Source organism: Streptomyces sp. NPDC002788, from assembly GCF_053592115.1.
This window is the reverse complement of the sequence record NZ_JBSFVB010000008.1, coordinates 276,828-302,173: the sequence shown is the minus strand read 5'-3', so window position 1 is coordinate 302,173 and position 25,346 is coordinate 276,828. Positions and strand designations below refer to the sequence as shown.

Here is a 25,346-nt window from a genome sequence, read left to right as displayed (position 1 = left end):
GATACCTCCGTTCGGGTAACGTCGGAGGGACGAACCGTAGTCAGGAGTCCGTCATGAGCGAAGAGCTCCCCCCGTCCGGCGCCGCCCGCGAAGAGGCCGTGGACGAGGCGCGGGCGTCCGACGCCGACGCCTGGTCGACCGCCTGCGCCGAAGACCTCGAGGCGGAGAAGGCCCGCCGCCGCGCGCAGTACGGCACCGCCCCGGGCTCGGCGGCCGAGGAACTGAAGAAACTCGTCGACGCCGTCGCGGACAAGCTGTCCGGCATCCAGTCACCGCTGTTCGGCGCGGTCGCGGGCCCCGCCGCCCAGCAGGCCGTACGGCAGGCCGTCCAGCAGGCCAAGGCCGCCGTGGAACCCGTCATCGAACGCAACCCGGACGTCTTCGACCACCTGGCCGCGGCCGGGAACGAACTGCTCGCCGCCTACCGCTCCGCCGTCCAGGCCCAGGAGCAGCGCTGGACCGGCCGCGACACCCACGACGATCCCCGTGACCAGGGCGAACGGCGTGACGGCGGCGACGACCCCGGCCCCGGCGAGCGCATCGACCTCGACTGAGCCCCCGCCCTCGGGCGAGCGAGGTCCGGCATGCCCGCGCCGGACGTCGCCCAGCGTGCGGACGACGGCGAACCGACGGCAGGGCCTCGGGTACCGTTGGCCGTAGCGGGGCTCGACCGAAACTGAGGGATTCATGGGACTCACCATCGGCGTCGACATCGGCGGCACGAAGATCGCGGCCGGCGTGGTCGACGAGGAAGGCAACATCCTCTCGACCCACAAGGTGCCGACCCCGGGCACGCCCGAGGGCATCGTGGACGCCATCGCCTCGGCGGTGGAAGGCGCACGCGTCGGGCACGACATCGTCGGCGTGGGCATCGGGGCCGCCGGCTACGTCAACCGGCAGCGCTCCGAGGTCTACTTCGCGCCCAACATCCACTGGCGCAACGAGCCGCTCAAGGAGAAGGTCGAGGCCCGCGTGGGCCTCGCGGTGGTCGTCGAGAACGACGCGAACGCCGCGGCGTGGGGCGAGTACAAGTTCGGCGCGGGCAAGGGCCACCGCAACGTCATCTGCATCACGCTGGGCACCGGCCTCGGCGGTGGCATCATCATCGGCAACAAGCTGCGCCGCGGGCACTTCGGCGTGGCCGCCGAGTTCGGCCACATCCGCATGGTGCCCGACGGCCTGCTGTGCGGCTGCGGCTCGCAGGGCTGCTGGGAGCAGTACGCGTCGGGGCGGGCGCTGGTGAGGTACGCCAAGCAGCGCGCCAACGCCACCCCCGAGAACGCCGAGATCCTCCTCGGCCTCGGCAACGGCACGCCCGACGGCATCGAGGGCAAGCACATCTCGATGGCCGCCCGCCAGGGCGACCGCGTGGCCGTCGACTCCTACCGCGAACTGGCCCGCTGGGCCGGCGCGGGCCTCGCCGACCTCGCCTCCCTCTTCGACCCCTCGGCGTTCATCGTCGGCGGCGGCCTCTCCGACGAGGGCGAACTGGTCCTCGGCCCGATCCGCAAGTCCTACAAGCGCTGGCTGGTCGGCGGCAACTGGCGCCCGGTCGCCGAGGTCCGTGCGGCGGAACTGGGCAACAAGGCCGGCCTGGTGGGCGCTGCCGACCTGGCCCGGGAACCCGACCCGATCATGTAACGGCTCGCATCGCGCTCACAGGGGCGCGGGGACCGCGCGAGCCAGGGACAACGGCACTCGCGTAACCGTCCTCGCGCCCGAGCCGGCGGGCGTAAATTGATCACATGTCGCTGCTCCCCAACTCGCGTACGGAACCCGATGGTTCCGCGGTCATCAGGGTCCTCAGCTACAACATCCGCTCGATGCGCGACGACACCGACGCCCTGGCCCGAGTCATCCGCGCCTGCGCCCCCGACCTGGTCCTCGTCCAGGAAGCGCCCCGCTTCTTCCGCTGGCGCAAGAAACTCGCCCGCCTGGCCCGCGCGAGCGACCTGGTGATCGCGACCGGCGGGGCCACAGCCGCGGGACCGGCGATCCTCTGCTCGCTCCGGGCGGGTGTCGAACGCACGGAGGACGTCCTGCTGCCGCTCACCCCCGGCCTGCACCGCCGAGGCTTCGCCACCGCGGTCGTCCGGTTCGCCGGCGCCCGCCTCGGCGTCCTCAGCTGCCACCTGTCGCTCCAGCGGGACGAGCGCCACGAGCAGGCCGGCATGCTCCTGGACCGGCTCGCCGGGATGGGCGTGGAGCACGCGATCGCCGGCGGCGACCTGAACGAGCGCCCCGACGGCCGCGCCTTCCGCCGGCTGGCCGACGGCCTGACCGACTGCCGGGTCGCCGCCCCCTGGGGTGGTGAGCACACCTGGACCCCCGCCGACCCCGGCCGGCGCATCGACGCGATCTTCGCGACCCGGGGCGTCGAAGTGCTCGGCTGCGGTGTGCCGTCCGGACTGCCCGGGGTGACCGACACGGACCTGAGGGCGGCCACCGACCACCTCCCGGTCCTGGCCGCCCTCAGAGTCCCGGCCTCTTAGGGGCCCTTGCACTGTGCCCGCCCGGGTCGCGTGGTCTGGCACCGCGCCTCGCCGTGTTGCCGAAGCGCCCAGGCAGCTCCGCTACCAGGGCACTTAGGCGCCTTGCGATGCACGGCACCGGACCACGCGACCTGATCGGACGCTCATAGGGCGAGGACCCGTTAGACGACGGCACCCCGTCCGGGATCGTCGTCCTCCTCGTCATCCGTACGCATCCGCATCACCAGCGTCGCGAACCCCCCGATGAACCCGCCGATCCCCAGCGTCGCCAGCCACCAGGTCATCTCCCAGCCGAGCAGCACGGCGAGCAGCAGCAGGACCGGCCCGCCGAGCACGCCGAGCCACGCGAACTTCGCGGTGGGGTCGGCGGTCGGCAGCGGGGGCGGCTCCGGCGGCACGAAGTGGCCCTCGTCGTCCTCGTCGAAGTCGTCCTCGGCGGGCTCGGGCGCGGAGTAGTCACGCGGGCCGACGCCGGGAGCGAAGGAGACCGAGCCGCCCAGCGGCTTGGCGGGCTTGTCGCCGGGCCGCTCGGCCTCCGGCGCCTCCGGCTCGGCGGGCTTCGCGGCGTCCATGACCGTCCCGGCCGCCTCCATCCGGTCGTCGTTGGTCCCGGTCTCCAGCAGCGCCAGGTCCTCGACCGACTTGAACGGCTTCGCGCCCGGCGGGTCCGGCGGCTCCTCGCCGTACCCGGCGACGATGGCCGCCCAGGCGGCCGCCTCGTCGAAGGGGACGCCCTTCTCGTCCGGCTCCCCGCCCTCGCGGTCGGAGTCGTGCTCAGCCACCTGCGGTCGCCCCTTCCTTGCCGAGACCGGGCTCCTTGCCGAGCCCGGACGCGAGCCGGCCGATGAACGCGAGGCTCTCCTCGTGGATCCGGTCCGCGTCATGGTCCAACGTGGCGACGTGGTAGCTCTGTTCCAGCAGGACCTCTTTCACGTCCGTCGACGAGATGCGGCTGAGGATCCGGGCCGAGTCGGCGGGCGGCACCACATGGTCCTGCGGGCTGTGCAGCAGCAGCACCGGCTGGGTGACCTGCGGCAGCTCGCCGTCGACGATCCGGAAGAACTGCCGCAGTGAGTGCGCCGCGTGCAGCGGCACCCGGTCGTAGCCGAGCTCCCTGCTGTCCGGCTTGGCGATGTCGCTGGCGATGCCCTTCGTCGCGGGGACGAGGTGGCGGACCACCGGCAGGGCGTGTGCGGCCAGGCCGTGCACCTTGTTCGCCGGGTTGACGACCACCACGCCGCTGACGGCGTCGCCGTGCTTCGCGGCCAGCCGCAGGGCCAGGGCGCCGCCCATCGACAGTCCGGCCACGAACACCTTCTCGCGGCGCTCGCACAGCAGACGCAGCTCGCGGTCCACCTCCGCGTACCAGTCCTGCCAGCCGGTGATGCGCAGGTCCTCCCAGCGGGTGCCGTGCCCGGGCAGCAGCGGAAGGGAGACGGTCAGGCCGTGCTCGGCGAGGTGCTCCGCCCAGGGGCGCAGCGACTGCGGTGAACCGGTGAAGCCGTGGCAGAGGAGGACGGCGACCTCCCCGCCCTCGTGGCGAAACGGCTCGGCTCCGGCAAGGACCGGCACCTTCGGCCTCCAGGTCGTGAGAAGGGACTGACACGATCACGGAATGTCACGGAACGTCATGGAAGGGGTCGCACGTCGTTCGCGGGACCTTCACCGTACGCGACCGCACTGACACCGACCAGGGCCGTCGGCGCCTTTGACAGCGCTCCGGGTTAAGGTCTGATCGACACCTACAGGAGGCACTCGGTTGTTGTACGGCGCGATGAAGGTCGCTGTTGGGGGACCGCTGAAGGTCGCCTTCAGGCCCTGGGTGGAAGGCCTGGAGAACGTTCCCGCCGAGGGCCCCGCGATCCTGGCGAGCAACCATCTGTCCTTCTCGGACTCGTTCTTCCTGCCCGCGGTACTGGACCGCAAGGTCACGTTCATCGCGAAGGCCGAGTACTTCACCACGCCCGGGGTCAAGGGCCGGCTGACGGCCGCGTTCTTCAAGGGCGTCGGCCAGCTGCCCGTGGACCGCTCCGGTGCGCGCGGCGCGGGTGAGGCCGCCATCAGGAGCGGCATCGAGGTACTGGAGCGCGGCGAGCTGTTCGGTATCTACCCCGAGGGCACGCGCTCGCCCGACGGCCGCCTCTACCGGGGCAAGCCCGGCGGCCTCGCACGCGTGGCCCTCGCCACCGGCGCGCCCGTCATCCCGGTCGCCATGATCGACACGGAGAAGATCCAGCCGCCCGGGAAGGTCATGCCGAAGCTGATGCGGCCCGGCATCCGGATCGGCGAGCCCCTGGACTTCAGCCGCTACCAGGGCATGGAGCACGACCGTTTCGTGCTGCGCGCGGTGACCGACGAGGTCATGTACGAGATCATGAAGCTCTCCGGCCAGGAGTACGTCGACATGTACGCCACGGCCATGAAGCGGCAGCTCGCGGACGCGGCGAAGGCGGAGAAGGAAGCCGAGAAGGCGGCCAAGGCCGCGCTCGCGAAGGCGGAGAAGGACCAGGCCCAGAAGGAACAGGCCCAGAGGGAACAGGCCGAGCAGGAGCACACGGAGTAGCGGCGGACCGGGGACCGGGCAGAACTTCAGTCGGGGGCGAGACAGATGGCCGAGCGCGAGCGTGTCATGAGGATGTCGGTCGAGCAGCCGCTGTGGCGGGCACTCACCGCCTACCGGGTGCTCACGATGCTGTACGCGGTCGGCCTGTTCGCCACCGCCTACGACGAGTTCACCCGCCCCTGGGTCGCCGTCGCCTACTACGCCGTGCTGGGCGGCTGGACCCTGGCCACGCTGCCCCGGGTCGCGAACGCCGCCCGCTGCACCAAGCGGTTTCTCGCCGCCGACCTCACCATCGCCCTCGTCGGAATCCTGCTGACGCCCGTCGCCGACGCGCACGAGCGGGTCCAGGCGGGCGGCCCGACCCTGCCGTCGATATGGACCGCCGGTGCCGTCCTGGCCTTCGCCGTCAAGGGCGGCTGGCGCTGGGCAGCCCTCGCCTCGGGCCTCGTGGCGGTCGCCAACCTGATCGAGCGCGGCAGCCCGGCCCGCGACACCGTCCACAACGTCATCCTGGTCTGCATCGCCTCCATCGCCATCGGCTACGTCGTCGAGGTGGCCCGCGCCTCCGAGCGCACCCTCGCCCGCGCCCTGGAGATCGAGGCCGCCACGCGTGAGCGGGAGCGCCTCGCCCGGGACATCCACGACAGCGTGCTCCAGGTGCTGGCGATGGTGCAGCGGCGCGGCGCTGTGATCGGCGGCGAAGCGGCCGAGCTGGGCCGGATGGCCGGCGAGCAGGAGGTCGCGCTGCGCACCCTGGTCTCCGGGGGACTCCTGCCCGTCTCCCGGGTCTCCGAGGACGCCGCAGACGGCGCGGTCGTCCGGGCCGTCGAGGCGGAGCCCGAGCAGAGCGGCCCCCTCGACCTGCGTGCCCTGCTCGCGCCGTACGCCGGGGCGAAGGTCAGCCTCGCCGAGCCCGGCGCGCCCGTGCCGCTGGCGCCGGTCGCCGCCCGGGAGGTGGCCGCCGCGGTCGGGGCCGCCCTGGACAACGTCCGCAGGCACGCCGGGGAGCAGGCGCGTGCGTGGATCCTGGTCGAGGACGAACCGGACGAGGTGATCGTCACCGTCCGGGACGACGGCCCCGGGATCCCGGAGGGGCGGCTCGCCCAGGCCGAGGGCGAGGGGCGGCTCGGCGTCGCCCTGTCGATCCGCGGCCGGCTGCGCGACCTCGGCGGCAGCGCGGAGCTGATCTCGGTTCCGGGCCAGGGCACGGAGGTCGAGTTGAAGGTACCGAAGGACGTGGCGGACGCACGGGGGAAGGCGGAGCAGCGATGACGGAGAGCACCGGGGAGCGGCGGGACCCGATCAAGGTCATGGTGGTCGACGACCACCCCATGTGGCGCGACGCCGTCGCCCGCGACCTGGCCGAGTCGGGCTTCGAAGTGGTCGCGACCGCGGGCGACGGCGACCAGGCCGTGCGCCGCGCCAAGGCCGCCGCGCCCGAGGTCCTCGTGCTCGACCTGAACCTGCCCGGCAAGCCCGGCGTGCAGGTCTGCAAGGAGGTCGTCGCAGCGAACCCCGCGCTGCGGGTGCTCGTACTGTCCGCCAGCGGTGAGCACGCCGACGTCCTGGAGGCGGTGAAGTCCGGCGCGACCGGCTACCTGCTGAAGTCGGCCTCCACCGGGGAACTCCAGGACGCGGTCCGCCGCACGGCCGTCGGCGACCCCGTCTTCACCCCCGGCCTCGCCGGACTGGTCCTCGGCGAGTACCGCCGCCTGGCCTCCGAACCCGCCCCCGCCCAGGACACCGGCGAGCCGAAGGCGCCCCGGCTCACCGACCGCGAGACCGAGGTATTGCGCCTGGTCGCCAAGGGCCTGAGCTACAAGCAGATCGCCGAGCGCCTGGTCATCTCCCACCGCACGGTGCAGAACCACGTCCAGAACACCCTGGGCAAGCTCCAGTTGCACAACCGCGTGGAGCTGGTCAGGTACGCGATCGAGCGCGGCCTCGACGACGAGTGAGGCGCACGTCACACTGGCCCTTCGTCAGGTATCTGTGGCGAAGGGACTGTTCCATGCGCGTCGGAGTACTGACCGGAGGCGGCGACTGCCCCGGCCTCAACGCCGTCATCCGGGCCGTCGTCCGCAAGGGCGTGCAGGAGTACGGCTATGACTTCACCGGCTTCCGGGACGGCTGGCGAGGTCCCCTGGACAACGACACCGTCCGGCTCGACATCCCCGCCGTGCGCGGCATCCTGCCGCGCGGCGGCACCGTCCTCGGCTCCTCGCGGACCAACCCGCTGAAGGAGCGGGACGGCATCCGCCGGATCAAGGAGAACCTCGCCGGGCTGGAGGTCGAGGCGCTCATCACCATCGGCGGCGAGGACACCCTGGGCGTGGCCGCCCGCCTGTCCTCCGAACACGGTGTGCCCTGCGTGGGCGTCCCCAAGACGATCGACAACGACCTGTCGGCCACCGACTACACCTTCGGCTTCGACACCGCCGTCGGCATCGCCACCGAGGCCATCGACCGGCTGCACACCACCGCCGAGTCCCATATGCGCGTCCTGGTCGTGGAGGTGATGGGCCGGCACACCGGCTGGATCGCCCTGCACTCCGGACTGGCCGGCGGTGCCAACGTCATCCTCATCCCCGAGCAGCGCTTCGACGTCGAGCAGGTGTGCGCCTGGGTGACGTCCCGCTTCCGGGCGTCGTACGCGCCGATCGTGGTCGTCGCCGAGGGGGCCGTGCCCAAGGACGGCGACATGGTCCTCAAGGACCGGTCGCTGGACTCCTTCGGGCACGTCCGGCTGTCCGGGGTGGGGGAGTGGCTCGCCGAGGAGATCGAGAAGCGCACGGGCAAGGAGGCCCGGACGACGGTGCTGGGCCACGTGCAGCGCGGTGGCACCCCCAGTGCCTTCGACCGCTGGCTCGCCACCCGCTTCGGACTGCACGCCGTCGACTGCGTCCGCGACGGCGACTTCGGCACGATGGTCGCCCTGCGCGGCACGGACATCGTCCGCGTCCCCCTCGCGGACGCCACGGCCCGCCTGAAGACGGTGGACCCGAAGCTGTACGAGGAGGTCGGGGTGTTCTTCGGCTGACGGACGGCCGGTCGGGGCCGGTCGGCCCCGACCGGACCGAGCTACACCGAGGGCGTGCCGGTGCCCCGCAGCTGCCCCACCAGCTCCCGCACGACCCGCGCCCCGTTCAGTGTCAGCACCGACTCGGGGTGGAACTGAACCCCCGCGAACCCGGGACCTCTCAGCGCGTGCACCTCACCGTTCCCGGCCCGGCTGACCTCGACGCCGTGCGCGGCCAGCTCCTGGTGGGCCCCGTCGTCGCAGCGCGCCACGAAACTGTTGTAGAAGCCGACGGTCTCCCGCCGCCCGAACAGCTCGATCTCCGTCTGCGCCCCCTGGTACGGGACTTCCTTCGCCACGATCTCCAGCCCCAGCTCGGCCGCGATCAGCTCGTGCCCGAGGCAGACGCCCAGCACGCCCTGCCGTTCGCTGCGGATCACCTCGGCGGTGAGGCCGCGCAGGAAGCGCATCTTGGGATCGGCGAGGTCGGACGGGTCGCCCGGCCCCGGCCCGAGCACGACGGGTCCCTCGTGTGCGAGCACCGCTCCCCGCAGCCCCGGCTCGTCGTACCGTCGCACGGTCACCTCCAGGCCGCTCGACCGCAGCACGTGCGCGAGCATCGCCGTGAAGGTGTCCTCACCGTCGACGACCAGGGCGTGTCCGGCCAGCTCCGCCGAGCGCTCCTGCATCCGCAGCCAGAAAGGCGCGAGCGACGCCCGGCGTCCGTCCAGCGCGGCACGCACGCGTGGGTCGTCGGCGAGGCGCACGCGCGTGTTCTCCGCACGCGGCCGTGCCGGCCGCACTCCCAGTGCCGCCAGCACCCCTGCCGCCTTGGCGTGCGTCTCGGCCACCTCGCTCGCCGGGTCCGATCCGCGCACGAGGGTCGCGCCGACCGGCACCCGCAGCCTTCCGCCGGCGTCGATGTCGGCGGTGCGGATGAGGATGGGGGAGTCGAGGGTCTGGGCCCCGCCCGAGTCCCGGCCGACGAGGGCCAGCGCCCCGGCGTAGTAGCCGCGCCCGCCGGCCTCGTGCCGCTCGATCACCCGGCAGGCGTTCTGCACGGGCGATCCGGTGACGGTCGCCGCGAACATGGTCTCCCTCAGCACGTCCCGCACGTCCAGCGAGGACCTGCCGCGCAGCTCGTACTCGGTGTGCGCGAGGTGCGCCATCTCCTTCAGCCGGGGCCCGATCACGACCCCGCCCATGTCGCCGACGGTGCACATCATCTTGAGCTCCTCGTCGACGACCATCGACAGCTCCTCGATCTCCTTGCCGTCGGCGAGGAAGTCCAGCAGGTGCTCGGGCGTCGGCCCTTCGGCGGGGTAGCGGTACGTGCCGCTGATCGGGTTCATCACGACCGTGCCGCCGGACATCCGCACATGCACCTCGGGGCTCGCCCCGACCAGCGTGCGGTCCTCGGTGTGCACGACGAACGTCCAGTACGCCCCCCGTTCGCCCTCCAGCAGCCGCCGGAACAGTGCCAGCGCGTCGCCCCGGCCGAACCCGGGGATCTGGCCCTGGTACGTCCGCCGGATCACGAAGTTCGCGCCCTCGCCCCGGCCGATCTCCTCCCGCAGCACCCGCCCGACGATCTCCGCGTACTCCTCGTCGGCGACATCGAAACCGCCGCCCTCGACCCGCACGTCGTGCGCCGGCAGCTGGGCCAGGGCGTCGGCCAGCGGGACGGTGTACGACTCCTCGGGCGTCAGTGCCACCAGGGGCGTGCCGTCGTCCCGGACGTCGAAGCCGCGCTCGCGGATCTGCCGGAAGGGGACGAGCGCGAGGCTCTCGCCGGGGAGGTCGGCGAGGCGGTCGTACCGGGCGACCGGGCCGATCAGGACCTCGACCAGCCCGTGGTCGTGGCCGGGGGTGCGGCGGCGAAGCAGTGCGAAGGGGCGGGTGCCGTGCAGGAGCTGTCCCAGGTCCATGGATCCTCTTCCGTCGATGTCGGTGAGGAACGACCCCGGGAAACACCGAAGGCCGCCCCTCGGGCGGCCTTCGCGAAGTCTTGAGTACGCGCAGTCAGCGGGCCGCCGGATGAGCGGTCCACCACCAGGTCTGGATCGAGTGCGCGAACATGCGAGGCACCTTACCCCATGTCCGAGGGTCGTACCGGGTGTCTCAATTGCTGGGCATGGGTCAGGACGCCCGACACGACCCCGTAGTGTTGAGGTCGTGACCGTGAACGCTAAGACCAGCGCCACCGCTGGCAACACCTGGCGAGACCTGCCCGCGGCGCAGCAGCCCGAGTACCCCGACACCGAGGCTCTGCGCGCAGTGATCGCGGACCTCGAGTCGTATCCGCCGCTCGTCTTCGCGGGCGAGTGCGACCAGCTGCGTGCCCGGATGGCGGCCGTTGCCAAGGGAGAGGCGTTCCTCCTCCAGGGCGGCGACTGCGCCGAGGCCTTCGACGCGGTGTCCGCGGACCACATCCGCAACAAGCTGAAGACACTGCTCCAGATGGGCGCCGTGCTCACGTACGCCGCCTCCGTGCCGGTGGTGAAGGTCGGCCGCATCGCCGGCCAGTACTCCAAGCCGCGCTCCAAGCCGACCGAGACCCGTGACGGCGTGACGCTGCCGACCTACCGCGGCGACTCCGTCAACGGCTTCGACTTCACCGAAGAGGCCCGCGTCCCGGACCCCGAGCGGCTGAAGCGGATGTACCACGCCTCCGCCTCCACGCTGAATCTGGTGCGCGCCTTCACCACCGGCGGTTACGCCGACCTGCGCCAGGTGCACGCCTGGAACCAGGACTTCGTGAAGTCGTCCCCCTCGGGGCAGCGCTACGAGCAGCTGGCCCGTGAGATCGACAACGCGCTGAACTTCATGCACGCCTGCGGGACCGACCCGGAGGAGTTCAAGACGGTCGAGTTCTACGCCTCGCACGAGGCGCTGCTGCTCGACTACGAGTCCGCCCTGACCCGGGTCGACTCGCGCACCGGGCAGCTGTACGACGTCTCCGCGCACATGGTGTGGATCGGCGAGCGGACCCGGCAGCTGGACCACGCGCACATCGAGTTCGCCTCGCGGATCCGCAACCCGATCGGCATCAAGCTCGGCCCGACGACCACCGCCGAGGACGCGCTGCAGTACATCGAGCGCCTCGACCCGGAGCGGGAGCCGGGCCGGCTGACCTTCATCGTCCGCATGGGCGCCGACAAGGTCCGCGACAAGCTTCCCGAGCTGGTCGAGAAGGTCACCGCCTCGGGCGCCACCGTCGCCTGGGTGACCGACCCGATGCACGGCAACACCTTCGAGGCGGCCTCCGGGCACAAGACCCGCCGCTTCGACGACGTGCTCGACGAGGTCAAGGGCTTCTTCGAGGTCCACAAGGAGCTGGGCACCCACCCGGGCGGCATCCACGTGGAGCTGACCGGCGACGACGTCACCGAGTGCGTGGGCGGCGGCGACGAGATCTTCGTCGACGACCTCCACCAGCGCTACGAGACGGCCTGCGACCCGCGTCTCAACCGCAGCCAGTCGCTCGACCTGGCGTTCCTCGTGGCCGAGATGTACAGGGACCAGTAGCGGATCAGCCTGTCGCGGGCATCGACTGGGGCGCGGATCACATACGATCCGCGCCCCTCTCCGCTTTTGCGGCTCCCACCCGGCGGGTAAGGTTAGGTTAGCCTCACCGATCAACGGGGACGGCGCCTTGGAACGACCCGTCGGGAGGTGGACCGCGTGTACGTCTGCAGTTGCTTCGGCATCACCGAGCAGCAGGTCAAGCAGCACGCGGACAGCGGCGCCTGCACCCCCCGCCAGATAGCCTCCGCCTGCAAGGCGGGCACGGACTGCGGGTCGTGCGTGCGCCGTATCCAGGCGATCCTGGGCCGGGGTGCCTGCCCCCGCCGTGAACTGGCCGACCGGGGTCAGCCGGTGCTCTCGGAGCTGGAGGACGCCGCCTAGGTCCGCCTAGCTCGGCTGCTCGATCTGCTGCGCGAGGTACAGCGCCTCACCGAGCTTGTCGATGAGCTCCAGTTGCGTGTCCAGGTAGTCGATGTGGTGCTCCTCGTCCTCGAGGATCGACTCGAAGAGGTTCGCGGACGTGATGTCGCCCTTGCTGCGCATCACCTCGATACCGCGCCTGAGGCGGTCGATCGCCTCGACCTCGACCTGTCGGTCGGCCTGGAACATCTCGGTGACCGTCTGGCCGACCCGCACGTGGAAGAGACGTTGGTAGTTGGGCAGGCCGTCCAGCATGAGAATGCGTTCGGTGATCTTGTCCGCGTGCTTCATCTCGTCGATGGACTCTTCACGCGTGTACTTGGCGAGCTTGGTCCAGCCCTTGTTGTCCTGGATCCGGTAATGCAGCCAGTACTGGTTGATCGCCGTCAGCTCGCCGGTCAACTGCTCGTTGAGAAATTCGAGGACCTCGGGGTCGCCCTGCATCGCAGAGGCTCCTTCCGCGCGGGGGACTGGCAGGTTGCGCCGCATGATTCCACTGGTGAAGAAGATCGTCCAGTAAGTCTGCACTTAGTAAGTAAGGGCATGCTTAGTTCTATTTGTCCCGTTTTTGGAGTCGCCCCGGTCAGGGGCATCACCCGGGGTCTGTCAGGATGGAGTCATGGGTCAGCCGCTGGAACACGAATCGGGAGAAGGGCACGATTCAGCAGGAGTGACGCAGCCCGGACTGCCCCCGGGACAGCGGGTGCAACGCGGCTGGCCGGTCACGCACTACGGCCCTGTCCCCAAGTTCCGGCCCGAGCGCTGGGAGTTCCGGGTCTTCGGCGCCACCGCCGGTGGCGGCAAGCACTGCTGGACCCACGAGGAGTTCACGGCCCTGCCCCACACCACCGTCGTGGCCGATCTGCACTGCGTCACGAAGTTCAGCATGCTGGGCGCCGAGTGGGGCGGCATCCCCGCCCGCACGATCCTCGACCTCGCCCCGCCCGCCGACCACGTCACCCATGTGATGGTGTGGGCAGAGTACGGATTCAGCTCCAACCTCAGGCTGTCCGACTTCGCCTCCGAGCGCACCCTGTTCGCCACCCACAAGGACGGCGAACTGCTCACCGCCGAGCACGGCTTCCCGCTCCGCCTGATCGTGCCCCACCTGTACGCCTGGAAGGGCCCCAAGTGGGTGCGCGGTGTGGAGTACATGACCGCCGACCGGCGCGGCTTCTGGGAGGAGCGCGGCTACCACAACATCGGCGACCCGTGGCGCGAGCAGCGCTACTCGTACCAGGAGAAGCCCGGGGACGGCCCCGACCTCTGACGGCGTCAGCCGTCGCGCAGCTTCTTCAGCCGCTCCACGTCCGCCGCGTGTCCCTGCTTGCCGCCCGGCGTCTCGATGATCAGCGGAACGCCCTCGGTCGCGGGGTGTGTCATCAGGGCCCGGAACGGGTCCTCGCCGATGTGGCCGACGCCGATGTTCTCGTGCCGGTCCTTGTGCGCGCCCACCACGTCCTTGGAGTCGTTGGCGTGGATCAGCTTCAGCCGGCCCTCGCCGACCGTGTCCACGAGCAGGTCCAGCGTCCGGTGCATGCCGCTCGGGCCGGTCAGGTCGTGCCCGGCGGCGAAGATGTGGCAGGTGTCCAGGCACACGCCGAGCATCGGGTGGGCGTCCAGCGCCTCGAAGTACGGGCCGAAGTCCCACGTCCGTGAGCACAGGGAGGCGCCCTGGCCGGCGGTCGACTCCAGCAGCAGGAACGGGTCGTCGTCGTGGGTCAGCTCGTCGAGCAGCGGCAGCAGATGCTCCCGGACCTGCTTCAGCGCCACCGACCGCTCCCGGCCGCCGGTCGCGCTGCCGGTGTGGACCACCACGCCCCGCGCCCCGATCGCCCGGCCGCGCCGCAGCGAGTGCCGCAGCGACTCCACCGACCGCTCCACCGTCGCCTCGGTGTGCGAACCGAAGTTGATCAGATAGGGGGCGTGCACGTACGCCGGGATCGACTCGGCCTCGCACGCCGCGCGGAACGCCTCGTCCTGCTTCGGGTTCCCGGCCGGTGTGGCCCAGCCGCGCGGGTTGGCGACGAAGACCTGCACCGTCTCCGCCTGCAGGTCACGGGCGTACGACAGGCCGACGGAGTGGAGCCCGCCGGCCACGGGAACGTGGCCGCCCACAGGGTTGCGGGGAGGGTCGGACAGCTGATGGTTCACCCGTTCAGGGTGTCATGCGTCCGGCCCTGCCCCGTCCACGGGCCCCCTGCCCGGGACCGTCACCTGATCTTGATCGTGATCGTCGAGCCCTTGGGCGCGGTCTCCCCGCCCTCGATGGACTGGCCCTTGACGGTGTCGCCGAACAGGCCGAGCAGGCCGCGGTCCTCGTCGACCTGGAACCCGGCGGCCTCCAGTGCCTTCCTCGCGTCGTCCGCGCTGTCGCCGACCACGTCCGGGACCTCGATCATCGCCGGGCCCTTGGACACCGTCAGCGTCACGGTGTCACCCTCGGCGACCCGCCTGTCGGCCTCCGGGGACTGTGCCGCGACCTGGCCCTTGTCGAAGTCGTCCGAGGTGACCTGCTCGGGCGAGACCTTCACCCTGAGACCGGCCTCCCGCAGCTCTGCCCTGGCGTCCTCCAGGCTCTCGCCGATGACCTCGGGGACGTCGACCTGGGCGCCCTTGCTGACGACGAGCGCGATCGCCGAGCCCGCCCGCCGCTCGGTGTCGGCGGCGGGGTTCGTGCTGATCACGTAGCCCTTGCCCATGTCCTCGCTGAACTCCTGCGTGACCATGCCGGGCTCCAGGCCGGCCGCACTCAGCCGCTCCTTGGCCCTGGCCAGCCGGTCCCCCGTCACGTCGGGCACGTTCACCATCTCCGGGCCGTCGGAGACGGTGAACGACACCGAGTCGTTGACGCGGATACGGGTGCCCGGCGCGGGGTGGGTGCCGATGATCGTGCCGCGCTTGACGGTGTCGCTGTAGGCATGGCTGACCCTGCCGACCTGGAGCCCGGCCGCCTCCAGCCGCTCCCGGGCCTGCACCTCGGTATTCGACAGCACCGCCGGGACCTTGGTGAACTGGCCGGAGTTGATGTACCAGACGCCCGCGCCGACACCGAGGACCAGCAGCAGGGCGGTGACGATCGAGATGACGCCACGCCGCGGCAGGCGTCGCCGGGACGGCGGCGGAGGTGGTGTCGCCAGCCGGCTGGTGCGGTGCAGCTCCGGCTCGGCGTCCTCGTTCACGGGCAGCGGCCGCGGCATCGTGAGCGCCCGCGGGATCACGCTCGTCCGGTCGTCGGCGTTGTCGTGGTCCGACGCGAGCGCCTGCGGCGGCACGGCGTCCAGCTGGTCCGCGCTCAGCCGGCCACGCCCGTCACGGACCTGCGCGAGCAGCGCCACCGCGTCGTACGGGCGGATCTCCGGGGTGCGGGCCGTCGCCGAGGCGACCATCTCGTCCAGCTCGTACGCCAGGCCGGGCACGGCGGCCGACGGCGGGGGGACGTCCTCGTGCAGGTGCTTGTAGAGGATCACCGCGGGGGAGTCCCCGTCGTGCGGCCTGTCGCCGGTCAGCATCTCGTACAGCATCACCCCGCACGCGTACACGTCGACGCGGGGGTCGGCGGTGCCGTTCTCTATCTGCTCGGGGGCGAGGTACGAGACCGTGCCGAGCACGGTGCCGGTGGTGTTCGTCACCGTGTCCACGGCCCGGACGAGACCGAAGTCGGCGACCTTGACCCGGCCGTCGTCCCCTATCAGGACGTTCTCGGGCTTCATGTCGCGGTGCACGAAACCGGCGCGGTGGGCGGCGCCCAGCGCGGCCAGTACCGGCTCCAGGATGTCCAGGGCGGCACGCGGCTGCAGCGCCCCGCGCTCGCGCAGCACGTCGCGCAGGGTGCAGCCCGCGACGTACTCCATGGCGAGGTAGACGTAACTGCCGTCGGTGCCCTGGTCGAAGACCTGCACCACGTTCGGGTGCGCCAGCCGGGCCACCGACTTCGCCTCGCGGATGAACCGCTCGACGAACGAGCCGTCGACCGCGAGAGAGGGGTGCATCACCTTGAGCGCGAGGACCCGGTCGAGCCGGGTGTCCACGGCCCGGTAGACCGTGGCCATCCCGCCGACCGCGATCCGCGCGTCGATGCGATACCGGCCGTCGAGCACCTGCCCGACCAAGGGGTCCTGAAGGGTCGTGTCCACGCAGGCGAGTGTACGAGCCACGACCGGCAGCCCCGTCCTCCCGGCCGTTCTCGGGGCTGGACTGAAGCGGACCTGTGACGTGTGCCCGGCCGTCCTACTGGAAAGCGGGCCGCTCCGGATCCAGCACGGCCAGCCCCTCCGTCGGCGACGACGCCTCCGCGAAGTGCCGCCGGGGGATACGCCCGGCCCGGTACGCCAGCCGCCCCGCCTCCACGGCATGCCGCATCGCGTCGGCCATCAGTACCGGCTCCTGTGCCCGCGTCACCGCCGAGGCGAGCATCACGCCCGCACACCCCAGCTCCATCGCCAGCGCCGCGTCCGACGCCGTCCCGGCACCCGCGTCCAGGATCACCGGCACACGCGCGTGCTCCACGATCAGCTGGAAGTTGTGCGGGTTGCGGATGCCGAGCCCGGAGCCGATCGGCGAACCGAGCGGCATGATCGCCGCGCAGCCGGCGTCCTCCAGCTTCCGCGCCAGCACGGGGTCGTCGTTGGTGTACGGCAGCACGGTGAAACCGTCGTCGACCAGCGTCTCGGCCGCCTCCAGCAGCTCGATCGGATCCGGCAGCAGCGTGCGCTCGTCGGCGATGACCTCCAGCTTGATCAGGTCCGTGCCGAGGGCCTCGCGCGCGAGGCGGGCGGTGAGCACGGCCTCTCCGGCGGTGAAGCAGCCCGCCGTGTTGGGCAGCACCCGGATGCCCAGCTTGTCCAGGACGGACAGCACCGAGCCGTGCACCGAGGCGTTCACCCGGCGCATCGCGACCGTGGTCAGCTCCGTCCCGGACGCGACCAGCGACCGCTCCAGCACATCGAGGCTGGGCGCCCCGCCGGTACCCATGATCAGGCGGGACGTGAAGGACGTACCACCGAGGACAAACGGATCGTCGGCCATGGTCAGCCTCCTTGGACGGCGGTGAGGACTTCCACGCGGTCGCCCTCGGCGAGGGACGTGGAGGGCCATCGCGTGCGCGGGACGACGGTTTCGTTGAGGGCGGCGGCCACCCCCGAGGGCGAGGTGGTGAGGGACTTCACCACGGTGTCGAGAGCCGTGCCGGGCCGGACGTCCCGGGGCTCCCCGTTGACGGAGATGTTCATGCGGGCTGCTCCGTGAGTGCGGGGGCGGTACGGAAGCGCTTCGGGCTGAAGGGACGGGCCTCTTCGGGGAGTTCACCCGTCGCCAGGACGTGCGCCAGGGCGTCGCCGGTCACCGGCGTGAGCAGGACGCCGTTGCGGTAGTGCCCGGTGGCCAGCAGCAGTCCCGCCAGACCGGTCGGGCCGAGCAGCGGCGCGTTGTCGGGGGAGCCGGGGCGCAGACCGGCCCGGGTCTCGGTGAGCGGCAGCTCCGTGATGCCCGGCACCAGCTCGTGGGCGTCGCGCAGCAGCTCGTACACGCCGCCCGCGGTCACGGTGGTGTCCCAGCCGAGTTCCTCGCTGGTCGCCCCGACGACCAGCTCGCCGCTCTCTCGCGGCACCAGGTAGACGTGACTGCCGCGCACGACCGCCCGCACGGTCCGGCTCAGGAACGGCCCGTGCCGCTGCGGCATGGTCAGCCGTACGACCTGCCCCTTCACGGGCCGCACGGGCGGCAGCACGTCCTCCGGGACGCCGGCGAGCCGCCCGCTGAGGCTGCCGCCGGCGAGCACCACCTGCCCGGCGCTCAGCGCGGTCCCGTCGTCCGTGACGACACCGGCGGCCCGGTCCCGGACGACGGTGAGCCGCTCGGCCCACACCCGGTGGAAGACCACGCCGGCCCGCTCGCACGCGGCCACCAGCGCCCCGGCCAGCCGCCGGGGATCGATCTGGTGGTCGCCGTCGACCCGCAGCCCGCCGCGCACACCCGGCGCGAGCATCGGCTCCAGGCGACGGCACTCGCGCCCCGACAGCCACTGCGAGTCCAGGCCGGACTGCTGCTGCAAGGCGTGCAGTTCCCGCAGGTGGGCCCGGTCATCGGCGTCCAGGGCCACGGCGAGGGTGCCGCAGCGGCGGTAGCCGAGGTCGTGGCCGGTCAGCTCGGTCAGTTCGGCCGCGAAGGCCGGGTAGCGGCGGGCGGAGGCGAGGTTCAGGCCGAGCAGGGTCTGCTCGCCGTAGTGCAGTTCCGTGACGGCGGCCAGCATGCCGGCGGCCACCTGGGCGGCTCCGCCGCCCGGCTCGGGATCCACCACGGCCGTGGCGAGGCCGCGTTGCGCGGCCCGCCAGGCCGTGACCAGGCCGATGATCCCGCCCCCGACGACGAGGACGTCTGACGTGGTGGACGTAGGCGACATGGGCGTCCAGCCCCTCCCTTCGCCGGCATGACCCGGATCAGGTTCGTACGGTCGGAGGCCGCCAGCCTCCCTCTCAGCCCGGTGCGTCCGGGCTCCCGCGAGTGCTTTACGTCAGCCACCCTAGCCCGGCGCCGCATGCCGCAGTAAGGGGTCCTTGCACTGTGAGCGTCCGACCCGGGCGGGCACAGTGCAAGGACCCCCGAGGGAGCCTCGGCCCGGATCCGGGCCGGACAGGAGCGCGGCGAGGTCGTACAGAGGCCGTTCGGGGGTACCGGAAAAGGTGGGCCCGGGCAGCGGGACGAGCGTTGTGGAGCAGGTCACGGCGCAGGAACGCTGACTGACGGAATGTCAGGTGTCTATGGTGATCAGGTGAGCGAGCAGACGCAGGAACCAGGTTCGTCCGCGCCGCGGCGCGTGGTCGTGGCGGGCGCGGGCATGGCCGGGGTGCAGACCGCGGTCGCCCTGCGTGAACAGGGTTTCACCGGCACCGTGAGCCTGATCGGCGCGGAGCCCCACCAGCCCTACGACCGCCCCCCCTTGTCCAAGGCAGTCCTGCTCGGCAAGGCCGAGGGCTCCGCCTTCGACGTCGACTTCGAGGCCCTCGGCATCGAATTGCGGCTCGGCTGCGAGGTGCTGGGCCTGCGCCCCGGCGACCACGAGCTGGACACCGAGGTCGGGCCCGTGCCGTACGACGTCCTGGTCGTCGCGACCGGCGCCGAACCGGTCCCGCTGCCCGGCGCGGAGGGCGTGCCCGGCGTGCATCTGCTGCGCACCCTGGACGACGCCGAGCGGCTGCGGCCGGTGCTGGCCCGCCGGCACGACATCGTGGTCGTCGGCGCGGGCTGGATCGGCGCGGAGTTCGCCACGGCCGCGCGTGAGGCGGGCTGCGCGGTGACCGTCGTGGAGGCCGCCGAACGCCCGCTCGCCGGGGCGCTCCCCGCCGAGGTCGCCGCGCCGATGGCCGACTGGTACGCCGACGCGGGCGCGGTACTGCGCACGCACGCGCGGGTGCGACGTGTCGAGCCCGGCGCGGTGCACCTCGACGACGGCTCGCGGCTGCCCGCGGGCGCGGTCGTCGTGGGCATCGGCGCCCGCCCCGCCACGGCCTGGCTGGCCGGCTCCGGCGTCGAGCTCGGCGCCCACGACGAGATCGTCGCCGACGAGCATCTGCGTACGTCCGTGCCGGACGTGTACGCGGTCGGCGACTGCGCCTCCTTCCCCTCGGGCCGCTACGGCGAGCGCCTGCTGGTGCACCACTGGGACAACGCCCTCCAGGGCCCGCGCACGGTCGCCGGGAACATCGTCGGCCGGGCCTCGGGTCAGACGCCGGCGGTGTACGACCCGGTGCCGTACTTCTGGTCCGAGCAGTTCGGGCGGTTCGTGCAGTACGCCGGGCACCACGCGGCCGCGGACGCCATCCTCTGGCGGGGCGACCCCTCCGGCCCGGCCTGGACGGTGTGCTGGCTGCGGGGTGAACGGCTGGTCGCGCTGCTGGCGGTGGGCCGCCCCCGGGACCTGGCCCAGGGGCGCCGCCTGATCGAGTCGGGCACACCGATGAATCCGGTGCTGCTGGCGGACCCGGCGAGGCCGATGAAGGCGGCGACGGCGTGAGGGGTCCTTGCACTGTGCCCGCCCGGGGCGCGCGGCGTGGCACCGCGCCTCGCCGCCTTGCCGAAACGAAACGCCCAGGTGGCTCCGCTATTCAGGGCACTCCGGCGCCTTGCGATGCACACACCGGACCACGCGACCTGATCGGACGCTCACAGTGCGAGGACTCTAAGGGCCGGGCCGTGCGAGGGCGCCGCTGACCAGGACGCCGGGCCCGGCGCGCCCGCCCGGGTGGACCGGGTCGACTTCCGACTGTCGGTGGCGGATGGCAGGCTTGTTTCCGTGACCGAGATTGACGCAAAGATCGATGCTCTCGTCCCCGCCTGGCTCACCCTCCCCGACATCGCCGAGCAGCTCGGCGTCGAGGTGACACGCGTGCGGCAGCTGGTCAAGGAGGGCCAGCTCATCGCCGTACGCCGCGGTGAGAACCGCGCGCTGCACGTCCCTGCCGCCTTCATCGACGGGGACAAGGTCGTCAAGGGCCTGTCCGGCACCCTGACGCTCCTGCGGGACGACGGCTTCACGGACGAAGAGATGCTCGAGTGGCTCTTCACTCCCGACCCCAGCCTGCCCGGCACCCCGGCGCAGGCGCTCAGCGAGAATCGCGGCACGGAGGTGAAGCGCCGCGCGCAGGCGCTCGCGGTCTGACCCGACCTCGACCGAACAACCGTCCGGCACCGTGTGAGCGGAGCCGGGCCTGAACAACCGCCCGTGGGGCCGTGGCCCGTCAGGTCACGGCCCGGGGCAGGCCGCGCCCGCTCCCGCCGTGGGCCGGGCGCGGCCGACCCGGGGGCCGCCCCGGGGCAGGCGTAAGGTGCCCGAGGCGTTGCGGTGAGGACAGGGGCGCTCCCGCACCGCACGCCACCCACGGGCACGCCGTATCCGTAGCCATCCGCGCAGGCGCGGAGCGCCGCCCGCACGCCACCGACACCCAGGGGGACATCATGACCGGCACCGTCGCCATCACCGCCCGTGCCCGGCTGGCCGACGCCCGGGTCTACCTCTGCACCGACGCCCGCAAGCGGCAGGGTGATCTCGCCGCGTTCCTGGACGCCGCGCTGGCCGGCGGGGTCGACATCGTGCAGCTCCGCGACAAGGGCATGGAGGCGGGCGAGGAGCTGGAGCACCTGGCGGTCTTCGCCGACGCCTGTGCCCGGCACGGCAAGCTGCTCGCGGTCAACGACCGCGCGGACATCGCCCACGCCGCCTGCTCCGACGTGCTGCACCTCGGCCAGGGCGACCTGCCGGTCCCCGCGGCCCGCGCGATCCTCGGCGACGACGTCCTGATCGGCCGCTCCACCCACGCCGAGTCCGAGGCCGCCGCTGCCGCCGTGCAGGACGGCGTGGACTACTTCTGCACCGGCCCCTGCTGGCCGACCCCCACCAAGCCCGGCCGCCACGCCCCGGGTCTGGACCTCGTGCGGTACACCGCCGCCCTCGGCACCGACCGCCCCTGGTTCGCCATCGGCGGCATCGACCTCGGCAACCTCGACCAGGTACTGGACGCCGGCGCCCGGCGAGTCGTCGTCGTACGGGCGATCACCGAGGCCGACGACCCGGGCGCGGCAGCGACCGAGTTCGCGAAGCGGCTGCGGGAGCGGGAGTGACGCCGGTCTGTCCAAGGGATGGACAACAAGTAGACAAAAAGGGCAAATGTCGGCGCCTGGTTGGGGGACCGACCGCCCCTGGCTAACCTGCCGGTATGGCCCTCGGCACCGCATCCATCAGGTCGGACCACGCACGCACGGTCCGCGACATGCTCGCGACCGGTAAAACGACGTACTCGTTCGAGTTCTACGCCCCGAAGACCCCGAAGGGCGAGCGGAACCTGTGGAACGCGCTGCGCCGGGTCGAGGCCGTGGCGCCCGACTTCGTCTCCGTGACCTACGGCGCGGGCGGTTCCACCCGCGCGGGCACGGTCAAGGCGACCGAGGCGATCGCCTCCGACACCACCCTCACGCCCCTCGCGCACCTCACGGCGGTCGACCACTCGGTGGCGGACCTGCGCAACATCATCGGCCAGTACGCCGACGCCGGGATCCGCAACATGCTCGCCCTGCGCGGCGACCCGCCCGGCGACCCGATGGGCGAGTGGGTGCCGCACCCCCGGGGCCTGGCCTACGCAGCCGAGCTCGTCGAGCTGATCAAGGCCTCCGGCGACTTCTGCGTGGGCGTCGCCGCCTTCCCGGCGATGCACCCGCGCTCCACCGACTGGGACGCCGACGTCCGCCACTTCGTCGACAAGTGCCGCGCGGGCGCCGACTACGCCATCACGCAGATGTTCTTCCAGCCGGAGGACTACCTCCGGCTGCGCGACCGCGTCTCGGCCGCCGGCTGCGATACCCCGATCATCCCCGAGGTCATGCCGATCGCCAGCGTGCGGACGCTGGAGCGCATCGGGTCCCTCACCAACGCCGCCTTCCCGGCCGCCCTGAAAGAGCGGATCCTCACAGCAAAAGACGATCCGGCCGCTGTACGCTCCATTGGGATCGAATTCGCCACGGAGTTCTGTGCACGGCTGCTCGCCGAGGGCGTGCCCGGCTTGCACTTCATCACGCTCAACAACTCCACGGCGACGCTGGAAATCTACGAGAACCTGGGCTTGCACCACGCACCGCAGGCCTAGACCGTTCGCACCGGTATACGACACACTGCGTAGCGGCGACTGGGAGAGGGGCGTACATGGGCTGGGCGGTCCTCTACATCGCGTTCGGCGTCGTCGCGCTGTGGCTGCTGGGCGAGGTGCTGTTGCAGTACAAGGCGCGGCTGCGCTGGCGGCTGCTGGCCTTCGTCGGGTTCCTCGGTGTCGTCGTCGGCGTCCTGATCCCCTCGGTCGTCGTGATCGGACTGGGCGCGGCAGCCTTCGCGGTCGGGCAGACCTACGTCACCCTGTCGTTCCGCAGCGGCTTCGCGGCCGGCTGGGCGATGAACGCGCCGGTACTGGGCGGCCGCAGCAAGCGCCGCCGCGGTGAGCGCGGCCGCCAGGAGCCGACCCTCGAGGTCTCCGACCTGGAGGCCGCCGACGGCGGCCACAGCGACGAGGGCGCCGACCACCGCCGCGACACGGCCGGATACGGCTATGACGACGACTACGACGCCGACGACGTCTTCACCCCGGCGCGCCCGGGCCGGCCGGCCGACGCCGAGACCACCGCCGTCTACGAGCCGCAGCCCATGCCCGAGGACACCGGCTCCTACGGCGTCTACGGCAACCCCGGCCACCAGGGCCAGTCCCACGACCAGTACGCCGCCCAGGGCGCCGACCAGTCCTACTCCTACGACTACTCGGGCTACGGCCAGCAGCAGGGCTACGACACCACCGGCCAGCAGCAGTACGCCGCCTACTCCGACCCGTACATCGGCTCGTCGAACTACGGCGGAGCCTCCTACGACACCGGCTACGGCGACCAGCAGTACTACGGCCAGCAGGGCTACGGCCAGGACCAGTACGCCGGAACCTACGGCGGCGAGACGCCGCCCGGCGAGGTGTGGGTGCCGCAGCAGCGCAACACCGACGAGTACGGCCGGGAACTGCCACCGGAGCAGCCCTACCCCTACCAGGGGGGCGAGCACCAGCCGCAGGGGAACGGCTTCGACGAGCAGTACCGTTTCTGAGGCCTGCGGCTCTTCAGCCCATCCACCTCACTGCGAGCCCCGGAACTCCGGTCCCTCCACGATCAGTCCCGCGACCAGCGCTCCGGACATGCCCGCGTGCGGCAGTCCGCCGCCGGGGTGGGCCCAGCCGCCCACGGTGAACAGGCCGGGCACACGTGTGGTGTTGGACGGGTGCAGCAGCCGCCCGCCGGCCGCCGCCAGCGCCGGCACCGGAACCGCGCCGCCCTCCGCGCCCGTCACGTCCGCGATGTCGGCCGGGGTGCGCACCTCGTGCCAGAGGAGACGCTCGCGCAGGTCTGGCACGGCGCGTTCGGCGGCGGTGATCATGCGGGCGACGAGGTCGTCGCAGGACCGGACCGGGCGCGCGGGCACCACCGTCGTGAGGGTGACCGCCTCGTGGTCCTCCGGGGCACCTCCCGGGTCGTCGGGCCGCAGGATCGTCACCGTGGGATCCGGACGTTGCGCCGCCGTGCCGAACAGGGCGTCCAACTCGGCCTCGCGGTCCGGGGTGTGGACCACCGTGCGGTGCGCCGTGCCCTCGGGGCGGGCGCCGCGCAGGGCGAGCAGGACCGTCAGCCGCCCGGCCGTCGCCGGCTGCGGGGACACATCGCCGTCGCCCCGCACCACATGGCCCGCCGTCAGCCCGTCCAGCGTGCCGGGTGCGACGCCGGCGACCACGAAGTCCGCCTCGGCGACCGTCCCGTCGGCGAGTTCGACCCCTGACGCCCGGCCGTCCTTCTCCAGCACGCCCGTCACGTCGGCGCCGAAGCGGAACTCGACCTTTCGGGTCACGCACCGCTCGTACACCGCCCGCGCCAGCTCCCGCAGGCCACCGCGCACGTACCAGGTGCCGAAGGCGTGCTCCATGTACGGCAGTACGGCCGAGCTCGCCGGGGTGGACCGGGGGTCCAGGCCCTGAGTGAGGGCGTGGCTCTCAAGAAGGGCGGCGAGCCGCGGGTCGCGCAGTTCCCAGGCGCCGATCTCGGCGAGTGTGCTGGCCCGGCGGGTGCGCAACAACCGTTTGTGCGGCACCGCCGGATACGGCTCCCGCTCGGCCAGCACCTGCCAGTTCGGCCACAGCGGCTCCTCCAGGAGCGGCCGGCGGGTCCGGTCCCAGGCCTCGCGGGCCCGGACCAGGAAGTCGCCCCACCGCATCCCGGCGCCCGCGCCGAGCCCCTCGTCCAGGGCGGCGACGACGCCCGCGCGCGAGGCGTTCGGCAGTGACACCTGAGTGCCGTCCGCGAACACGTGCCGGGACGACGGGTCGACCTGGACCAGGTCGACGCACGCCTCCAGCGGCTCCTTGCCGGTCTTGACGAACAGATCGCGGTAGACCGCGGGCAACGTGAGCAGACCGGGGCCCGTGTCGAAGGAGAATCCGTGGCGCTCGAAGCGGCGCAACGCCCCGCCGTACGTGTCCGTCCGCTCGTACACCGCCACCCGGTGGCCCGCGACGGCCAGCCGGGCGGCGGCCGTCAGCGCGCCCATCCCGGCGCCGATCACCGCAATCCGTGCCATGCCAGGGACTTTATCCGCCCTGCTGACAGCCCGTGCCGGGCCACCTCCGAGTACGGCCGCGGAGGCGATCGTGACCAGGTGGCGACGGAGCGTTCTGAGGCCGGATGCGCAGGAGTGAGTATCCGTACCTAGGCGGGGACTTGAGTACGCGCGCGGATGGGGGAGGACCTGCGGGAACGAGAG

General features: G+C 72.1%; 26 protein-coding genes and 1 riboswitch. Of the genes, 15 read left to right on the top strand and 11 right to left on the bottom strand.

The window, feature by feature from the left end; all coding sequences use genetic code 11:
• The first annotated feature begins 53 nt into the window (after positions 1-53).
• The 3 genes from ACWD1U_RS17675 to ACWD1U_RS17665 all read left to right on the top strand — a co-directional run bounded on the left by ACWD1U_RS17675 (position 54) and on the right by ACWD1U_RS17665 (position 2,492).
• On the top strand, positions 54-554 hold the full coding sequence (locus tag ACWD1U_RS17675; RefSeq protein WP_451108422.1) for a DUF5304 domain-containing protein: 501 nt from the start codon (positions 54-56) through the stop codon (positions 552-554).
• A 133-nt stretch (positions 555-687) separates the two neighbouring features.
• The gene (locus tag ACWD1U_RS17670; RefSeq protein WP_451108420.1) at positions 688-1,641 is read left to right on the top strand and encodes an ROK family glucokinase; all 954 of its coding nucleotides are present in this window, start codon (positions 688-690) and stop codon (positions 1,639-1,641) included.
• Between the two features lie 104 nt (positions 1,642-1,745).
• The gene (locus ACWD1U_RS17665) at positions 1,746-2,492 is read left to right on the top strand and encodes an endonuclease/exonuclease/phosphatase family protein (RefSeq protein ID WP_451108418.1); all 747 of its coding nucleotides are present in this window, start codon (positions 1,746-1,748) and stop codon (positions 2,490-2,492) included.
• Between the two features lie 161 nt (positions 2,493-2,653).
• Here ACWD1U_RS17665 and ACWD1U_RS17660 read toward each other — a convergent pair whose 3' ends face one another.
• Positions 2,654-3,274 (bottom strand): hypothetical protein, encoded by a 621-nt coding sequence (locus ACWD1U_RS17660; RefSeq protein WP_451108417.1) that lies wholly within the window; start codon positions 3,272-3,274, stop codon positions 2,654-2,656.
• Entirely contained in the window at positions 3,267-4,064 is a 798-nt protein-coding gene (locus ACWD1U_RS17655) for an alpha/beta hydrolase (protein ID WP_451108415.1), read from the bottom strand. Before ACWD1U_RS17655 ends, ACWD1U_RS17660 begins: the two co-directional genes overlap by 8 nt.
• 202 nt (positions 4,065-4,266) lie before the next feature.
• Here ACWD1U_RS17655 and ACWD1U_RS17650 point away from each other — a divergent pair, with 202 nt between their 5' ends.
• From ACWD1U_RS17650 to ACWD1U_RS17635, 4 genes are read left to right on the top strand one after another with little or no spacing between them, the layout of a single operon-like run.
• Entirely contained in the window at positions 4,267-5,055 is a 789-nt protein-coding gene (locus ACWD1U_RS17650) for a lysophospholipid acyltransferase family protein (protein WP_451108413.1), read from the top strand.
• 45 nt (positions 5,056-5,100) lie between these two features.
• Positions 5,101-6,327 (top strand): MacS family sensor histidine kinase, encoded by a 1,227-nt coding sequence (gene macS / locus ACWD1U_RS17645; protein ID WP_451108412.1) that lies wholly within the window; start codon positions 5,101-5,103, stop codon positions 6,325-6,327.
• Positions 6,324-7,013 carry a response regulator gene (locus ACWD1U_RS17640; protein WP_451108411.1) on the top strand — a complete coding sequence of 230 codons (690 nt, stop codon included), beginning with the start codon at positions 6,324-6,326 and terminating at the stop codon, positions 7,011-7,013. Before macS ends, ACWD1U_RS17640 begins: the two co-directional genes overlap by 4 nt.
• Positions 7,014-7,066: 53 nt before the next feature.
• A complete protein-coding gene (locus ACWD1U_RS17635) occupies positions 7,067-8,095 on the top strand; it encodes a 6-phosphofructokinase (protein WP_451108410.1) in 1,029 nt (342 codons plus the stop codon).
• A gap of 41 nt (positions 8,096-8,136) precedes the next feature.
• Here ACWD1U_RS17635 and ACWD1U_RS17630 read toward each other — a convergent pair whose 3' ends face one another.
• Positions 8,137-10,002, bottom strand: a complete 1,866-nt coding sequence (locus ACWD1U_RS17630) for an anthranilate synthase family protein (RefSeq protein WP_451108408.1) — start codon at positions 10,000-10,002, stop codon at positions 8,137-8,139.
• Positions 10,003-10,096: 94 nt separating this feature from the next.
• Positions 10,097-10,153, bottom strand: a complete 57-nt coding sequence (locus ACWD1U_RS17625) for a trp operon leader peptide (RefSeq protein WP_078602827.1) — start codon at positions 10,151-10,153, stop codon at positions 10,097-10,099.
• 96 nt (positions 10,154-10,249) lie between these two features.
• Here ACWD1U_RS17625 and ACWD1U_RS17620 point away from each other — a divergent pair, with 96 nt between their 5' ends.
• The gene (locus tag ACWD1U_RS17620; RefSeq protein WP_451108406.1) at positions 10,250-11,602 is read left to right on the top strand and encodes a class II 3-deoxy-7-phosphoheptulonate synthase; all 1,353 of its coding nucleotides are present in this window, start codon (positions 10,250-10,252) and stop codon (positions 11,600-11,602) included.
• 156 nt (positions 11,603-11,758) lie between these two features.
• Positions 11,759-11,983: a (2Fe-2S)-binding protein gene (locus ACWD1U_RS17615; protein WP_451108404.1), complete on the top strand. Its 225-nt coding sequence runs from the start codon at positions 11,759-11,761 to the stop codon at positions 11,981-11,983.
• A 6-nt stretch (positions 11,984-11,989) separates the two neighbouring features.
• On the opposite strand, the gene bfr is transcribed toward ACWD1U_RS17615, so the two are convergent.
• Positions 11,990-12,466 (bottom strand): bacterioferritin, encoded by a 477-nt coding sequence (bfr, locus tag ACWD1U_RS17610; protein ID WP_190048923.1) that lies wholly within the window; start codon positions 12,464-12,466, stop codon positions 11,990-11,992.
• A 175-nt stretch (positions 12,467-12,641) separates the two neighbouring features.
• Between bfr and ACWD1U_RS17605 the strand changes: the two genes are divergently transcribed.
• Positions 12,642-13,292 carry a sulfite oxidase-like oxidoreductase gene (locus ACWD1U_RS17605; protein WP_451108402.1) on the top strand — a complete coding sequence of 217 codons (651 nt, stop codon included), beginning with the start codon at positions 12,642-12,644 and terminating at the stop codon, positions 13,290-13,292.
• Positions 13,293-13,297: 5 nt separating this feature from the next.
• Here ACWD1U_RS17605 and ACWD1U_RS17600 read toward each other — a convergent pair whose 3' ends face one another.
• The 5 genes from ACWD1U_RS17600 to thiO all read right to left on the bottom strand — a co-directional run bounded on the left by ACWD1U_RS17600 (position 13,298) and on the right by thiO (position 18,422).
• On the bottom strand, positions 13,298-14,176 hold the full coding sequence (locus ACWD1U_RS17600; RefSeq protein WP_451108401.1) for a deoxyribonuclease IV: 879 nt from the start codon (positions 14,174-14,176) through the stop codon (positions 13,298-13,300).
• Positions 14,177-14,235: 59 nt separating this feature from the next.
• Complete coding sequence (gene pknB, locus ACWD1U_RS17595; protein WP_451108399.1) at positions 14,236-16,158, bottom strand: Stk1 family PASTA domain-containing Ser/Thr kinase; 1,923 nt, start codon at positions 16,156-16,158, stop codon at positions 14,236-14,238.
• A gap of 94 nt (positions 16,159-16,252) precedes the next feature.
• Positions 16,253-17,050 carry a thiazole synthase gene (locus tag ACWD1U_RS17590; protein WP_451108397.1) on the bottom strand — a complete coding sequence of 266 codons (798 nt, stop codon included), beginning with the start codon at positions 17,048-17,050 and terminating at the stop codon, positions 16,253-16,255.
• A 2-nt stretch (positions 17,051-17,052) separates the two neighbouring features.
• Positions 17,053-17,253, bottom strand: coding sequence for a sulfur carrier protein ThiS (thiS, locus tag ACWD1U_RS17585; protein ID WP_451108395.1), 201 nt, complete (start codon positions 17,251-17,253; stop codon positions 17,053-17,055).
• A complete protein-coding gene (gene thiO, locus ACWD1U_RS17580) occupies positions 17,250-18,422 on the bottom strand; it encodes a glycine oxidase ThiO (RefSeq protein WP_451108393.1) in 1,173 nt (390 codons plus the stop codon). The genes thiS and thiO overlap by 4 nt, the downstream gene beginning before the upstream one ends.
• Positions 18,420-18,531, bottom strand: a riboswitch (TPP riboswitch). It overlaps the preceding gene by 3 nt.
• 260 nt (positions 18,532-18,791) lie before the next feature.
• On the opposite strand from thiO, the gene ACWD1U_RS17575 reads away from it, so the two are divergent.
• From ACWD1U_RS17575 to ACWD1U_RS17555, 5 genes are all read left to right on the top strand, one after another.
• Positions 18,792-20,033, top strand: coding sequence for an NAD(P)/FAD-dependent oxidoreductase (locus ACWD1U_RS17575; RefSeq protein ID WP_451108391.1), 1,242 nt, complete (start codon positions 18,792-18,794; stop codon positions 20,031-20,033).
• Positions 20,034-20,312: 279 nt separating this feature from the next.
• On the top strand, positions 20,313-20,678 hold the full coding sequence (locus tag ACWD1U_RS17570) for an Rv2175c family DNA-binding protein (protein ID WP_053671919.1): 366 nt from the start codon (positions 20,313-20,315) through the stop codon (positions 20,676-20,678).
• Between the two features lie 296 nt (positions 20,679-20,974).
• Entirely contained in the window at positions 20,975-21,637 is a 663-nt protein-coding gene (thiE, locus tag ACWD1U_RS17565) for a thiamine phosphate synthase (protein ID WP_451108390.1), read from the top strand.
• Between the two features lie 95 nt (positions 21,638-21,732).
• Positions 21,733-22,656: a methylenetetrahydrofolate reductase [NAD(P)H] gene (gene metF / locus ACWD1U_RS17560; RefSeq protein ID WP_451108388.1), complete on the top strand. Its 924-nt coding sequence runs from the start codon at positions 21,733-21,735 to the stop codon at positions 22,654-22,656.
• Positions 22,657-22,712: 56 nt separating this feature from the next.
• The gene (locus ACWD1U_RS17555; RefSeq protein WP_451108386.1) at positions 22,713-23,645 is read left to right on the top strand and encodes an SCO2102 family sporulation regulator; all 933 of its coding nucleotides are present in this window, start codon (positions 22,713-22,715) and stop codon (positions 23,643-23,645) included.
• Positions 23,646-23,672: 27 nt separating this feature from the next.
• Here the strand turns inward: ACWD1U_RS17555 and ACWD1U_RS17550 are convergent, their stop codons facing one another.
• On the bottom strand, positions 23,673-25,163 hold the full coding sequence (locus ACWD1U_RS17550) for a phytoene desaturase family protein (protein ID WP_451108385.1): 1,491 nt from the start codon (positions 25,161-25,163) through the stop codon (positions 23,673-23,675).
• Between the last annotated feature and the right edge of the window lie 183 nt (positions 25,164-25,346).

What these genes read in the sequence shown, in the direction of transcription:
- ACWD1U_RS17675 (WP_451108422.1), top strand. Translation starts at nt 54, where the DNA reads ATGAGCGAAGAGCTCCCCCCGTCCGGCGCCGCCCGCGAAGAGGCCGTG.
- ACWD1U_RS17670 (WP_451108420.1), top strand. Translation starts at nt 688, where the DNA reads ATGGGACTCACCATCGGCGTCGACATCGGCGGCACGAAGATCGCGGCC.
- ACWD1U_RS17665 (WP_451108418.1), top strand. Translation starts at nt 1,746, where the DNA reads ATGTCGCTGCTCCCCAACTCGCGTACGGAACCCGATGGTTCCGCGGTC.
- ACWD1U_RS17650 (WP_451108413.1), top strand. Translation starts at nt 4,267, where the DNA reads ATGAAGGTCGCTGTTGGGGGACCGCTGAAGGTCGCCTTCAGGCCCTGG.
- macS (WP_451108412.1), top strand. Translation starts at nt 5,101, where the DNA reads ATGGCCGAGCGCGAGCGTGTCATGAGGATGTCGGTCGAGCAGCCGCTG.
- ACWD1U_RS17640 (WP_451108411.1), top strand. Translation starts at nt 6,324, where the DNA reads ATGACGGAGAGCACCGGGGAGCGGCGGGACCCGATCAAGGTCATGGTG.
- ACWD1U_RS17635 (WP_451108410.1), top strand. Translation starts at nt 7,067, where the DNA reads ATGCGCGTCGGAGTACTGACCGGAGGCGGCGACTGCCCCGGCCTCAAC.
- ACWD1U_RS17630 (WP_451108408.1), bottom strand. Translation starts at nt 10,002, where the DNA reads ATGGACCTGGGACAGCTCCTGCACGGCACCCGCCCCTTCGCACTGCTT.
- bfr (WP_190048923.1), bottom strand. Translation starts at nt 12,466, where the DNA reads ATGCAGGGCGACCCCGAGGTCCTCGAATTTCTCAACGAGCAGTTGACC.
- ACWD1U_RS17605 (WP_451108402.1), top strand. Translation starts at nt 12,642, where the DNA reads ATGGGTCAGCCGCTGGAACACGAATCGGGAGAAGGGCACGATTCAGCA.
- ACWD1U_RS17590 (WP_451108397.1), bottom strand. Translation starts at nt 17,050, where the DNA reads ATGGCCGACGATCCGTTTGTCCTCGGTGGTACGTCCTTCACGTCCCGC.
- thiS (WP_451108395.1), bottom strand. Translation starts at nt 17,253, where the DNA reads ATGAACATCTCCGTCAACGGGGAGCCCCGGGACGTCCGGCCCGGCACG.
- thiO (WP_451108393.1), bottom strand. Translation starts at nt 18,422, where the DNA reads ATGTCGCCTACGTCCACCACGTCAGACGTCCTCGTCGTCGGGGGCGGG.
- thiE (WP_451108390.1), top strand. Translation starts at nt 20,975, where the DNA reads ATGACCGGCACCGTCGCCATCACCGCCCGTGCCCGGCTGGCCGACGCC.
- metF (WP_451108388.1), top strand. Translation starts at nt 21,733, where the DNA reads ATGGCCCTCGGCACCGCATCCATCAGGTCGGACCACGCACGCACGGTC.
- ACWD1U_RS17555 (WP_451108386.1), top strand. Translation starts at nt 22,713, where the DNA reads ATGGGCTGGGCGGTCCTCTACATCGCGTTCGGCGTCGTCGCGCTGTGG.
- ACWD1U_RS17550 (WP_451108385.1), bottom strand. Translation starts at nt 25,163, where the DNA reads ATGGCACGGATTGCGGTGATCGGCGCCGGGATGGGCGCGCTGACGGCC.